This window comes from Rhodanobacter sp. FW510-R10, from assembly GCF_058781105.1.
In genome coordinates this window covers 3,240,753-3,253,782 of the sequence record NZ_JBYSWL010000001.1, presented here as the reverse complement: position 1 = coordinate 3,253,782, position 13,030 = coordinate 3,240,753, and the positions used below count along the sequence as shown (strand labels likewise).

Sequence of the window (13,030 nt, the reverse complement as noted above, 5' to 3'; positions counted from 1 at the left end):
TGTTCGGTATGGACAGAGTGGATGATGGAAGCGGTGGTCATTGATTTCACCGACAGAGTGAGTCCATACCTGCGATCACCGCCTACGACACAAATGCCAGATACCCGTACGGGTATCATAGTATCGGCCGTATTGGCGTGTGCGTCGACCCCGGAGAGGCGTTGGATATGCGCGGCGGCGTCACCTCTGCGGGTCAGCGGCTGCACGTACCAGGCTGATCACGGGCGCTGCGACACGGCAGTCTCTTGCGCGATGCCTGGTGGCGGGCCGCGTGCTTGGGAGCATGTGCTGTCGTCGTCGGGGCTGTCCCAGGTCAAGCCGCCGTGGGTCGAGGCAGCCTATATTCGGGTCGCTGATTACATACCCGGGAGGCACATGGATACACGTGATGCACGCGGACGCTTGCTGCACGATCTGCGTATTTCGGTCACCGATCGTTGCAACTTCCGTTGCACGTACTGCATGCCCAGGGAGCTGTTTGGCGCCAACCACGCCTTCTTGCCGCATGCAAACCTGCTGACGTTCGAAGAGATAGCGCGCCTGGCGCGGTTGTTTGCCGAGCTCGGTGTCGTCAAGTTGCGGCTGACCGGCGGCGAGCCGCTCGTGCGCAAGAACATCGAGCAGTTGGTCACGATGTTGCGGCCGATTCCGGGCATCACCGATGTCAGCCTCACCACCAACGGTTCGCTGCTCACCGCCGCGCGCGCGGAGCGGCTCAAGGAGGCTGGGCTCAGCAGGATCACCGTCAGTCTCGATGCGCTCGACAATCCCACGTTCAAGGCGATGAACGGCGTCGGGTTCCCGGTCGAACGCGTGCTGGAGGCGATCGACAACGCGGCCGCGGCCGGGCTCGGGCCAGTCAAGGTCAACATGGTGGTCAAGCGCGGTGCGAACGACCAGTGCATCGAGGACATGGCCGAGCATTTCCGTGGCACCCCGTTCATCCTGCGCTTCATCGAATTCATGGATGTCGGCACCACGAATGGTTGGCGCATGGAGGACGTCGTGCCGTCGCGGGAGGTGCTGGCGCGCATCAACGCGCGGTGGCCCATCGAGCGTGCGCCGGCAAACTATCCCGGTGAAGTCGCCAACCGCTGGCGGTACAAGGACGGGGCTGGGGAAATCGGCGCGATCGCGTCGGTTACGCAGCCATTTTGCGGCGGCTGTACGCGCGCAAGGTTGTCTGCTGAAGGGGTGTTTTATACCTGCTTGTTCGCTGCTGCCGGCACCAGGTTGCGTGAGTCGCTGCGGCAAGGCGACGATGACGCGGTGGTCCGCGAGAAGATTGCAGGCATCTGGGGCAAGCGCAAGGATCGCTATTCTGAACTGCGCAGCCAGGCCACCCCGGAGCTTCTCGCGCGCAAGAAGATCGAGATGTCCTACATCGGGGGCTGATCGCGCGCGCATGCCCGGCAGGGCGGGTCAACAGCTTGATACGTGCGCCGAGTATTGGTCCAGGGGCGTGGCAGTGGACGTGGGGCCGACCGGCACGCGGTAACCGCCCGGGCCAAAGCGGTCGATCAATTCGGACTTGTAGGCGGCAAAAAAGCGCGCCAGGAATTTGTCGCCTACGGCTCCCGTGGCGGTAATGCCATCAGTGTCCGCATCGTAGTCAAGCCGCACCGGCAACAACGGGCCGGGCGCGGGTCCGGATACCCTGACGGCACCGGCGGCCGGGTCATAGACGCTGCCGTGGGCACAGCACACGATGCGGCCTGGGGCCGCAGCTACTGGACTGGCGGCGCTGGCGTAGCGAATGACGCTGACCTCGGGCGTGGGGTAGCTCAACTGGTGCGGGCAGATCGCCACGAACGCCACGAGGCGTGCGCCAGGGCCGACGGCAGGCGGGCACGCATAGCTGCCGTCATCGGGGGAGACGAGCGTTGCCGGCGGATGGGCACTGGTGCCGAGCCTGATCAGGAAACAAGGGACGCCGCGGTAGGGGTAGGCGAATACGAGCGCTTCGTCGGGCGGGACGCCGGCCGCCTTGAGCGGGCTGCCATCGGCCCGGAGCAGGCGCGCCGGCGCGTGCGCCGTGATCGGCTCGGCGCGGGCCTGTCGGCCCTCGCTGCACGCCGCGGCAATGACGGTACCGGCGCAAACCTTGACGAACGACCTGCGATCCATGGCAGCTCCACTTCGGACAGGCCGCTGGGTGACCTGCCGGGTACAATGCTTCAGGCAGTGAACATGTCCCGATACAGCCCGCGTGCCCATTCGAGGTACGCCGCCCCATTTGCCTCGCTGCGCGTGTTGTCTACTTTGGTGTCCTTGAACCCGGTGATCGCGTCCTGTTTGGCGTCGTAGCCGTAATAGGTGTCGACCCAGATCGCCTGCTTCGGATAGGCGTCGACCATCGAGTAGCACAAGGTCTGCGGAGAGGTCCAGGCAACATCCTTGTCCTGCGCGCGCGCAGCCAACACCTTGGCGACGTAATGGCCCTCGCTGTTGGAGGTGTTGCCGCTCTTCGAATACGGCATGGGTCGCGAGTCGCCGGTCACGTAGACGCGCTGGTCACCGATCACGTTGTAGAAGCGGATATCGATGTTCGCTTCTTTCTGGTTGCTCTTGGTGGGGGGCGCCATCAGCCCCAGATGCTCGATGAGGGTCGCGGCCCGAATGTTCGGATAGATCGCGGCATCGTCGAACTTGTAACTGTCGAACTCGGTTTTGATGGTGCGGTTTGCGAAGTCGACGCCGGTGACCGCGGACGTGGCATGCCATTCGATGATGCCCTTGTACAGCTCGTCGAATGCGGCGTGGAAGCCCGGTGCCTTGATGGTTATTTCCGGGTTCGCGTCGAGGATCACGACCTTGCCCTTGAGCTTGTTGTGCTTGATCACGGACGCGATCAGGCAAGCGCGCTCATACGGCGCGGGGAGGCAGCGATAGTTGCCACTCGGTACGGTCTGGATGAACACGCCGCCCTCGAAGTCGTGTACCTTGCGGTGGATCGTGACGTGCTCGGTCGGGCAAATGAATCCGCCGGGATAGGTTTGGCGCAGCGCGATCTGGGTGTCGATATCCGGCACGCCAATCTTGTCGTAGTCGTACGAGATGCCAGGCGCGACCACTAGGAAGTCGTACTTGACGTCGCCTTCGTTGGTGGCCACCGTGCGGCTGGCCCGGTCGAGCCCGATGCAGGTGGCGTTGACATAGATGTAGCCGCTGTTGTGGGCTGCATCGAGGAAGCTGTGGCCGGCCAGGAATTCGAGGCCGACGATGCCCGGGTACCAGAGGTTGCTGGCGAAGCATGACGAGTACATGCAGCGCTTCTCGACCAGCACGATGTCGAACTTCGGATACGCCTTTTTCGCGTGCTTGGCTATCGTGAGCCCTGAGGTGCCGCCACCGACGATGACCAGTCGCGGTCCCTTGGGTTTTGGCAGCGGCAGGTTCCGATGGGTGGAGACAAACGGCGCCGCGGACCCCCGGGTATTGCCGGCTGGGGTCTGGGCGCTTGGCGTTGCCTGGCCTGTCGCCACCAGCAGCGGGCCGGCTGCCAGTGCGGTACCACTCAGTTTCAGGAAGCGTCGACGATCAACTTCATGAGTCATGACTTGACCTCCTCGCGATGGACCAGATGATGTGCGCAGTGTCCCCCTGGTGAAACCTTGGATTGGACGGATGCGCCGTCCGTGCGTGACGGCCGGGAGTGTAGCGCGCGGTCGGAAAGTTGCGCATTTCATCGAGCCGGGCGCAATGCAGTGGATCCCTTCTGTTGCAGTGCAAGGTCGCCGCGCCGCCTGCAGCGGCTTTACGCAAGCCGATCCACCGGAATTTCGCAGACAGCCTGCTGGCGCAGCGACGAACACGCGCCAGGCCGGGCTCGGGCCGGTGCTGCATTGCGGCTTGCATTTGCTGCGGCGAAGTAGCTAACTCTCACGTCGACACATACCATACGGGGTATGTATTCATCTGCGTCGGGGGTCTGTAGCGATGATGAAGACTCGTCCAATCTGGAAGGCGCACGTTGCCGGCGTCGCTCTTGGCCTGGTGCTCATGGCGACGTTCCTGGCAACCGGACATGGCTTGGGTGCTTCGGGCACTCCGACCGCCATTGCCGCTGCCGCGTCCAACGTGATTGCGCCGGCTGCGACCTCGGCAAACAACTACCTTGGCCCGATGGTCGCCAATGGCGCTGACCCCCTCAATTCGTGGATCGTTTGGGAAGTTATCGGCATGGGCATTGGCGCCCTGTTGGCAGCCTGGTGGTCCGGGCACCTCCGCCTGCGGGTGGAGGGCCCACCGCGTGCGCGAACCATGGGACGCATCGCCTTGGCGTTGGCCGGCGGCATCCTGTCGGGCTTTGGCGCGCGGGTCTCGGCGGGCTGCACGAGCGGACTCGGCTTGTCCGGCGGAGCGGTGCTGGCAACAGCAGGATTCGTCTTCCTGATTGGGTTCTTTGTGACCGGCATCGTCGTCGGTCTGGTCACGCGGAGGCTATGGCAATGACTCTTCCACTGGGATGGACTACCCCGTTATCGGGCATCGTGTTTGGCGTGCTCTTCGGCATCGTGTTGCAGCGTGGAGGATTGGGCAACGGCTGCCGACTCAGCGCGCAGTTGCGACTCAAGGACTGGACGGTCTTCAACGTGATGTTCACCGCCATCATCGTTGCGGCGGGCGGCCTGTACATCATGCAGTTTCTCGGCTTGGTGAAGTGGTCCGACCTGTTCGTGCCCACCACCTTCGTCTGGGCGACGCTGCTCGGCGGCGCGTTGATTGGTGCCGGGATGGCCGTCGGTGGCTATTGCCCTGGCACCTCGGTCGTGGGTGCCACCGCGGGGCGCATCGATGGCATCGTTTTCTTCGTCGGTCTGGTGCTTGGCGTGGTGATGTTCGCGGGCGTTTTTGGCGATATCGCGCCCTTCCTTACGGCGGCGCCGGGACCGCAGGCACAGACGCTCGGCGAACTTTTCCATATCCCCGACTGGCTGGTGCTGGCGTTGCTCATTGTGGGCGCCGTTGGGGTCGGCTGGCTCAGTCGTCACATCGCGACGTCCAACCAGATCAGTTGTGCCGATTGACCAACAGGAGCCGAACATGAAATCGCGGACCACACCACTCGCCACCGCAATGTCTGCCGTGCTGATCTCGCTCGGCGGCCTTGCCGCGTGCAGCAACGCGTCCGGACCGGCGGGCGACACGATGTCATCAGCGTCCACGGCGGCGAGCGGTGCCGCCAAGACGGCAGCCAATCCTTGCGCGCCGCGGGCGGGGGCGAAAAACCCCTGTGCGCCAGCGGCCGCAGCGGCGAAAAATCCATGCGCACCGCAGAAGGCGTCCTCTACGAAAAACCCCTGCGCACCTCAGGGGGCAGCACATTGAGGGACGCGGTTGCCATGGTACGCATTCCCCGCGCGAACGTGCATGTGTCGCGCTCGGCGCTTGAGCGCAACTGGCGGGCGGCAGGTACCGGCCGCCTGCGCCGGGCGCGCCGCTCGGCGCACGAGGTCATTCGTCTGCTCGATGGCTGCGTCGCCGATGGCGTCACGCCGCTGCGGCTGACACTCGGCGATGCGCAGCCGTGTATCTGGCAGCATTATGCAGACGGTACCGACCAGGTCGTGCGGGAGGCCGGCTGGTTCTTCTATTACCACTCGCATGACCTGCGTTTACCGGGGGAACACGGCCACTTCCATGTGTTTGCGCGGACGCGATTGTCGGGGCGGAGGGATGCACCCGCGTTTTCGCATTTGGTCGGCGTGGGCGTGGATGCGCAGGGTATACCGCTGCGCCTGTTCACCGCCAACCGCTGGGTGACTGGCGATACCTGGCAGGATGCGGGCGCGATGGCCCGCGCCCTGGATCGCATCGTTGCATCGCAGGCGGCGGCAGCCGATCCCGTGGAACGTTGGATCCGGAGCCTGTTGGCGCTGTTTTCGCCCCAGATCACCCTGCTCCTAAAGCATCGGGACAATCGCGTGGCGATGCACGGTGGTGCACGCGTTTTCGAGGATCACCGCATCCGCGTCTTGAGTGAATGCAGGGTGTCGCTGGATACCCAGGTGGCAGCCATCGATGCGGTGTCACCGTGACCCAATTGGTCAGGAGAATTTCCATGTTCCATCCCTTTCGTACCGCGTTGTTCGCCACGCTCGCGGCTCTTGCGCCGTTGACGGCCGTGGCACTCGGCCTGCCTGGCCCGCAGGTTTCCGCCGCTTGGTTGCAGCAGCATCGCGCGGAAGTGAACGTGCTCGACGTACGCGAAGACCCGGCCACATTCACGAAGGCGCCGACATTCACTACCGAGGACGGCAAGAAGGTCGTGGCCAGCTTTGGTGGCCATATCCCAGGCGCCTTGCTGCTCGACTTCGCCGATGCCCGCACCACGCGCAAAGTCGATGGCCGGGACCTCCAATGGATGCTGCCGGACCAGGCGGCGTTCCAGGCCCTGATGCGCCGCATCGGCGTGCAGGCCGGGCGTCCGACGGTGATCGTCTCGGACGGCAACACGGAGGGCGACCTGGACATGGCCGCACGCGTGTACTGGTCGATGAAGATCTACGGGGACGACAATCTTGCGATTCTCGATGGCGGTACCGCAGGCTGGTTGGCTGCGGGCCTGCCGGTGAGCGTCGATGGTCCAAAGGCGGCCGCTGGTACGTGGGTCGCAGGACCGGAGCGGCGGGCGCTGTTCGCCGACAGTCAGGATGTTGCTGCCGCCGCGAGCCATGGACAGCAGCTGGTCGACGCGCGGCCACTGCCGTTCTACATGGGTTTGGCACGCAAACCAGCCGTGTTGGCTGCAGGTCACATCAAGAGCGCGACCAATTTCCCGGGGGAGGTACGCGCGGTCAAGCGTGACGGCGGCATGCGTTTCCTGAGCGGCGCGGAGTACGCGGCAATATTCAGCCATCTGCGGATCGACCCGCGCAAGCCGACGATCACCTACTGCAACACCGGACACCTGGCGTCCGGCGCCTGGTTTGTCCTGCACGAGATCATGCATAACCCGAAGGTCGCGGTGTACGACGGCTCGATGTACGAGTGGACCGTCGAAAAGCGACCCGTTGTCGCGTTGCCGTAGCCCGTTGCCGCCATTTCCCAACCCGAGCCCGGTTGTCCCATGACGGAGTCGCCAATGCGCACGAGTGACGAGAAGCAAGGAAGGCTGCTGGATGCTCCGGAGGACTTCCTGTCCACGACGGGGCGATCGCGGCGCGAGGTGTTGCGCCATATCGCCATGGGTGCCGCCGCAGGCGTGGCGGCCGTCACCGGCCTGCCGGCGGTTGCCCAAGCCCAGGCGTACGCGACCGACCCCAAATACCTGCCGCCCAACAATCCTCCCTGGTCGCAGGACCTGGGGAAGCCGGTCGGCTCGGATCCCTATGGCGCGCCTTCGCCGTTCGAGCGGACGAACATTCGGCGCCAAAGCCCGGGCTTGACCACGACGAACCAATCGTCGGTCGCGTTCACGCCGCTGCAGAACCAGTTTGGCATCATCACGCCAAACGGCCTCCACTTCGAACGCGACCACAACGGTCGCGCCGACATCAATCCATACGATCACCGGCTCATGGTGCATGGATTGGTACGGCAGCCCAAGATTTACACGATGGAGGACCTGCTGCGGTTCCCGTCGGTTTCGCGGATCCATTTCATCGAGTGCGGGGCCAACACCGGCATGAACTGGGCAACGCCGGCCGTGCCCACCGTCCAATACACCCACGGAATGTTGAGTTGCTCCGAATGGACCGGCGTCCCACTGTCGGTGCTGCTGGATGACGTCGGCTTCGATCGCAAGCGGGCGAAGTTCATCCTGGCCGAAGGTGCCGACGCCTCGGGGCTCACGCGCACCATTCCAATCGAGTTCGCCCTCGATGACGTCCTGGTGGCCTACGGCCAGAACGGTGAGATGCTCCGGCCGGAGCAGGGCTATCCGGTACGGCTGTTGGTGCCCGGCGTGCAGGGGGTGTCAAACGTAAAGTGGCTGCGACGCATCAAGGTGGGCGACCAGCCCTGGAACACACGCGAAGAGTCGCTGCAGTACAGCGACCTCATGCCCGATGGCCGCACCCGGCAATACACCTGGATCCAGGAGGCCAAGTCGGTCATTACCTCGCCCTCGGGTGAACAACATCTGCTGGACAAGGGTGGCTATTACCAAATCCGGGGCATGGCCTGGTCGGGCCGTGGAAAGGTCACGCGCGTCGACGTCTCGGCCGATGGTGGCCGCAGCTGGCGTACCGCCGACTTGCAGGAACCGGTGCTGAGCAAGGCGCTCACGCGCTTCCGTGCCGACTGGCACTGGGATGGCAGCCCGACGCTGTTGCAGAGCCGTTGCGTGGATGAAACTGGCTATGTACAGCCGACTCTGGCGCAGCTGCGTGCAGTCCGCGGGACGCACTCCCCGTATCACAACAATGCGATCCAGACGTGGCAGGTCGACACCGAAGGCAAGGTGCACAATGTACAGGTCTAGCCTGGTTGCGCTCGCGGCTTCCTTTGGGCTCGGTGTGGCGGGCGCAGTACTTGCCGCCACCGGCACCCGCGATTACGGCCTGGGTACGGCAGCGACGCCGCAGCAAATTGCCGGCTGGAACATTGACGTGCGCCCGGATGGCGAAGGCTTGCCGGCTGGCCAGGGGTCGGTCGCGCAAGGCGAGAAGATCTTCGATGCCAATTGTGCGGTGTGCCACGGCACGTTTGGCGACAGCAATCAATACATGATACTGGCCGGAGGCGTCGGGTCGCTGAAGACCGATGCGCCGCTCAGTACGGTGGGCAGTCGACTCAACTACGCGACGACCCTCTTTGACTATGTCAACCGGGCGATGCCCTTCCCGCATTCAAAGTCACTCACGCCGGACGAAGTCTACGCAGTCGCGGCGTATGTGCTCAACCTCAACGACATCGTGCCGAGTGATTTCGTGGCCGATCGCACCTCGTTGCCACAGGTAAAGATGCCGAACCGCGACGGCTTCTACGAATTTCCCGGGCTGATGCATGTGCACGGGAAATCCGACACCAGCAACACGACGTGCATGCGCGACTGCGTAAAGAGCGTGGCGATCACCGGCTCGATACCCGAGGGTTTCGTGCAGTCGATGTATGGCGATATCCGTGACAACTTCCGTGGCCTGGCGAGCATGAACGAGGCTCCGCCAACCGCCGACGAAATCGGCGCGTTACGCGGCGGCGCGGCTGCGGCAGACCCATACGCCTTGACTGGGCAGTTTGGCTGCGCGGCGTGCCATGGCGTCGACCAGAAGATCGTCGGACCCGGCTTTCGCAGCGTCGCTGCCAAGTACAAAGGCGACGCGGGAGCCGAGGAGCGCTTGTTCAAGAAGGTGCGAGCGGGCGGTTCCGGCGTGTGGGGGACCATCCCGATGCCACCACAGACCGGACCCAGCGATGCGGAACTCACCACGATCGTCAAGTGGGTTCTGGCCGGGGCACCCGAAAAGTGACCCGAACGTTGGGTACACCACGTGCGGGCGAAGTGAGTTACCAGTCGAGGATCATGCGATGAAAACGAGCAGGCGAGATTTCCTGAAGCTGGCCGGTGGTGGCGGCACGTTTGCGCTGCTGCTGGGCGCCGGCTTCATCCCCCGAAGCGTGTGGGCTGCCGATGAGGTGCTGCACGCGCTCGCGCCTGGGGATAACCGAAAGGAGTTCGAGGCACATACGATCGATGAATTGGTGAAGGCCTTGGGCGGCAGCCAGGCGCAGCCATCCAAGGACATCGACTTCACTGCCCCGGACATTGCCGAGAACGGGGCCGTGGTGCCCGTGGAGGTGCAGAGCAACCTTCCCGGCACGAAGTTGATTGCGATGGTATGCGAGAAGAACCCGAATGCCCTGACGGCGGCCTTTCATATTCCGGAGGGTACGGAGCCTTATGTGTCGATGCGCATGAAGCTCGCGCAAACGGCGACGGTCACTGCGCTGGTGCAGACGGACAAGGGGTTTTTCTATGCCGATCGGCTCGTCAAGGTGACGCTGGGCGGTTGCGGCGGCTGAATTGCGGATATTTACGAGGAGTGTGTCATGGCAGATCCAACCAAGATTCGCGCGACCGTCAATGGGGATGTCGTCGAAGTGAAGATGTTGATGGCGCATCCCGAAGCAACCGGGCTGACCACCGATGCGGCGGGCAAGTTGAAGCTCACCACCACGCCGCACTACATCAAGACCGTGACCGTCGCGTGCAACGGTCGTACCGTGATGTCCGGCGACTGGGGCCCGGCGGTTTCCAAGAACCCGTTCCTCACCATGCGCTTCAAGGGCGGCAAGTCGGGCGACAAGATCACCGTCACCTGGAACGATTCGGCCGGGGAAACCCGTACCGACGAAGCAACGGTGGGCTGATCCGGCATGAACCTGTCGCGCCGGGAATTCCTGCGGGTGCTGGCTGCGGCCTCGGTGGCCGGCATGCCGTTGGCACGCACTGCTTTTGCAGCGGACGGGGACGCGAAGTCCCTGTACGACGCGCCAAAATTCGGCAACGTCGGCTTGCTGCATTTCACCGACACGCACGCCCAACTCCAGCCGGTGTATTTTCGCGAGCCATCGCAAAACATTGGGGTGGGCGCGGCGCGCGGGCAGCCGCCACATTTGGTGGGTGAGCACCTGCTCAAGTACTACCGTATTCCCGCCAATACGCGGGAGGCGCACGCGCTCACCTGCATTGATTTCGAAGTTGCCGCTCGGCGTTACGGCAAGCTCGGCGGCTTCGCGCACCTGGCGACCCTGGTGAGGCGTCTCCGCGCAGAGCGGCCAGGTGCCTTGCTGCTCGACGGGGGCGACACCTGGCAGGGCACCGGGCTTGCGTTGTGGACTCGTGGCCAGGATATGGTCGATGCGCAGCTCGCCTTGGGCGTCGACATCATGACCGGCCATTGGGAGTTCACCTACGGTGCCGATCGCGTGCACGAGGTGGTATCGGGCCCCTTCCGCGACAAGGTCACGTTTGTCGCACAAAACATCCGTACGGCCGATTTCGGGGATCCGGTATTTCCCGACTACGCGCTGCGGGAGGTGAATGGCGTCAGCGTGGCCATCATTGGCCAGGCGTTCCCGTATGTGCCTATCGCCCACCCGAGCCGTTTCGTCGACGGCCTGACGTTCGGCATCCAGGATGACCGCCTGCAACGCACGATCGACAAGGTGCGTGCGGCCGGTGCGGTCGTCGTGGTGTTGTTGTCACATAACGGCATGGATGTCGATCTGAAACTCGCATCCAAGGTGAGCGGGCTGGATGCCATCCTGGGCGGCCACACGCATGACGGCGTGCCGCGCCCGGTGATGGTCAGCAATCCCGGTGGGCAGACGCTGGTCACCAACGCGGGCAGCAACGGCAAGTTCCTCGGCGTCCTCGATTTCGATGTGCAGGGCGGCAAGGTGCGTGGCCACCAGTATCGCCTGTTGCCGGTGTTCGCAAACTTGCTCGAGCCGGATCGGGCAATGCAGGCGGTCATCGACCGCCATCGTGCGCCGTACCGCGCCAAGCTGGAGGAGAAGCTCGCGGTCAGCGAAGGCTTGCTGTATCGCCGCGGGAATTTCAACGGCAGTTTCGACCAGGTGATCCTTGACGCGCTGCGCGACGTCAAGGACGCACAGATCGCGTTGTCGCCCGGCTTTCGTTGGGGCACCACGCTGCTCCCGGGCGACAGCATCACCCGCGAATGCCTGCTGGACCAGACGGCCATCACGTATCCCGCAGCCACGATCAACGAGTACACCGGCGCGCAACTCAAGGGCATCCTGGAGGACGTCTGCGACAACCTGTTCAATCCCGATCCCTACTACCAGCAGGGCGGCGACATGGTGCGTGTCGGTGGGATGGATTACAGCTGCGAGCCGGGCGCCGCAAGCGGCCACCGCATCAGTGACCTGCGTCTCGACGGCGTGCCAATGGATGCCGCCAAGAAATACAAGGTGGCCGGTTGGGCACCGGTGGCGAGCGATCCGGGTGGCGCGCCGGTGTGGGAGGTTGTCGAGGAGTACCTGCGGGCCCATCGCTCGTTGCCCGCGCCCAAGCTCGAGCAGCCGCGCCTGATTGGTGAGACCGGCAATCCGGGGCTTACCTCCGCATGAGTGGGAACCGGCCCAGGCGTGGCATGGCGTGGTATCTGCTGATGCTGGTCGTGCTGGCGTTGCCGCTGCACGCGGGAGACTGGGCGTCGTCGGATATCGACATGCCGGTACACCAGGTTGGACCGCATACCTATTACGTGCAGGGCCGACTGGACGAAGCCACCAAGGCGAACGAGGGCTTCATCGCGAACGCGGGCTTTGTGGTGACCGGTGACGGCGTGGTGGTGTTCGATGCGCTGGGTTCACCCGCGCTTGCCGATCGACTCATCGCGGAGATCCGCAAGCGCACCGCGGAGCCGATCAAGCTGGTGGTGATCAGTCATTACCACGCTGACCACTTTTACGGCATCCCCGCGCTGCGTGCGGTGGGCGCAAGCGTGTGGGCGGATGTGCGTGCCAAGGCTTACCTGAGTTCCGAGGCCGCGCGACAGCGCGTGGCCGAACGGCGCGCACTGATCGGCAAGTACCTCGGAGCGGGCTTCAAGCTGCCATTGCCAGACCGTTGGATCGATCACAACGAGACGTTCAAGGTGGGCGCAACTACGCTGTCGCTGTATCGCTTCGGGCCGGCCCATTCGCCCGAGGATCTGGGCATGTTGGTAGAACCGGACAACGTGCTCTTCTCGGGTGACGTCATCTATGCCGGCCGCGCGCCGTTCATTGGCCCGGATTCGGATACGGCGCACTGGTTGACGGCAATCGGCGATGTACTCGCGATCCATCCCCGCGTGATGGTTCCTGGCCACGGACCAGCTTCTGAAGACCCGACAAGAGATGCGCAGTTCACCCGTGACTACATTGCCTACCTGCGCCAGCAGATGGGACAAGCGGTGCGCAACTGGGAGAGCTTCGATACGGCGTTTGCGAAGACCGATTGGTCACGCTTCCGGGGCATACCGACGTTCGGCGCGGCCAACCGCCTGAATGCGTATTCGACCTACCTGCAGATGGAGCAGGAATGGCTCAAGCGGGGTGGTCAATGAAA

The 13,030-nt window shown here is 63.9% G+C and carries 13 protein-coding genes; 11 read left to right on the top strand and 2 right to left on the bottom strand.

Annotated elements, in window-relative coordinates; genetic code table 11:
* Positions 1–21 precede the first annotated feature (21 nt).
* Positions 22–1,395 (top strand): GTP 3',8-cyclase MoaA, encoded by a 1,374-nt coding sequence (moaA, locus tag AC3WJB_RS14160; protein WP_492682620.1) that lies wholly within the window; start codon positions 22–24, stop codon positions 1,393–1,395.
* 27 nt (positions 1,396–1,422) lie between these two features.
* On the opposite strand, the gene AC3WJB_RS14155 is transcribed toward moaA, so the two are convergent.
* Both AC3WJB_RS14155 and AC3WJB_RS14150 read right to left on the bottom strand, forming a co-directional pair.
* Complete coding sequence (locus tag AC3WJB_RS14155) at positions 1,423–2,127, bottom strand: Rieske (2Fe-2S) protein (RefSeq protein WP_492682618.1); 705 nt, start codon at positions 2,125–2,127, stop codon at positions 1,423–1,425.
* A 50-nt stretch (positions 2,128–2,177) separates the two neighbouring features.
* Positions 2,178–3,557 carry an FAD-dependent oxidoreductase gene (locus AC3WJB_RS14150; protein ID WP_492682616.1) on the bottom strand — a complete coding sequence of 460 codons (1,380 nt, stop codon included), beginning with the start codon at positions 3,555–3,557 and terminating at the stop codon, positions 2,178–2,180.
* Positions 3,558–3,942: 385 nt separating this feature from the next.
* On the opposite strand from AC3WJB_RS14150, the gene AC3WJB_RS14145 reads away from it, so the two are divergent.
* From AC3WJB_RS14145 to AC3WJB_RS14100, 10 genes are all read left to right on the top strand, one after another.
* On the top strand, positions 3,943–4,455 hold the full coding sequence (locus AC3WJB_RS14145; RefSeq protein ID WP_492682614.1) for a YeeE/YedE thiosulfate transporter family protein: 513 nt from the start codon (positions 3,943–3,945) through the stop codon (positions 4,453–4,455).
* Positions 4,456–4,502: 47 nt separating this feature from the next.
* A complete protein-coding gene (locus AC3WJB_RS14140; RefSeq protein WP_492682612.1) occupies positions 4,503–5,030 on the top strand; it encodes a YeeE/YedE thiosulfate transporter family protein in 528 nt (175 codons plus the stop codon).
* A gap of 237 nt (positions 5,031–5,267) precedes the next feature.
* Complete coding sequence (locus AC3WJB_RS14135; protein WP_492682610.1) at positions 5,268–6,041, top strand: DUF6969 family protein; 774 nt, start codon at positions 5,268–5,270, stop codon at positions 6,039–6,041.
* Between the two features lie 23 nt (positions 6,042–6,064).
* Complete coding sequence (locus AC3WJB_RS14130; protein ID WP_492682608.1) at positions 6,065–7,033, top strand: sulfurtransferase; 969 nt, start codon at positions 6,065–6,067, stop codon at positions 7,031–7,033.
* A 54-nt stretch (positions 7,034–7,087) separates the two neighbouring features.
* Positions 7,088–8,428 (top strand): sulfite dehydrogenase, encoded by a 1,341-nt coding sequence (gene soxC / locus AC3WJB_RS14125; protein WP_492682606.1) that lies wholly within the window; start codon positions 7,088–7,090, stop codon positions 8,426–8,428.
* Positions 8,415–9,416 carry a c-type cytochrome gene (locus AC3WJB_RS14120; RefSeq protein ID WP_492682604.1) on the top strand — a complete coding sequence of 334 codons (1,002 nt, stop codon included), beginning with the start codon at positions 8,415–8,417 and terminating at the stop codon, positions 9,414–9,416. The genes soxC and AC3WJB_RS14120 overlap by 14 nt, the downstream gene beginning before the upstream one ends.
* Positions 9,417–9,474: 58 nt before the next feature.
* On the top strand, positions 9,475–9,969 hold the full coding sequence (gene soxY / locus AC3WJB_RS14115) for a thiosulfate oxidation carrier protein SoxY (protein ID WP_492682602.1): 495 nt from the start codon (positions 9,475–9,477) through the stop codon (positions 9,967–9,969).
* 27 nt (positions 9,970–9,996) lie between these two features.
* Positions 9,997–10,317 carry a thiosulfate oxidation carrier complex protein SoxZ gene (gene soxZ / locus AC3WJB_RS14110; protein ID WP_492682600.1) on the top strand — a complete coding sequence of 107 codons (321 nt, stop codon included), beginning with the start codon at positions 9,997–9,999 and terminating at the stop codon, positions 10,315–10,317.
* Positions 10,318–10,323: 6 nt separating this feature from the next.
* Positions 10,324–12,045 (top strand): thiosulfohydrolase SoxB, encoded by a 1,722-nt coding sequence (gene soxB, locus AC3WJB_RS14105; RefSeq protein WP_492682598.1) that lies wholly within the window; start codon positions 10,324–10,326, stop codon positions 12,043–12,045.
* Positions 12,046–12,068: 23 nt separating this feature from the next.
* Entirely contained in the window at positions 12,069–13,028 is a 960-nt protein-coding gene (locus tag AC3WJB_RS14100; RefSeq protein WP_492682596.1) for an MBL fold metallo-hydrolase, read from the top strand.
* Positions 13,029–13,030: the final 2 nt, after the last annotated feature.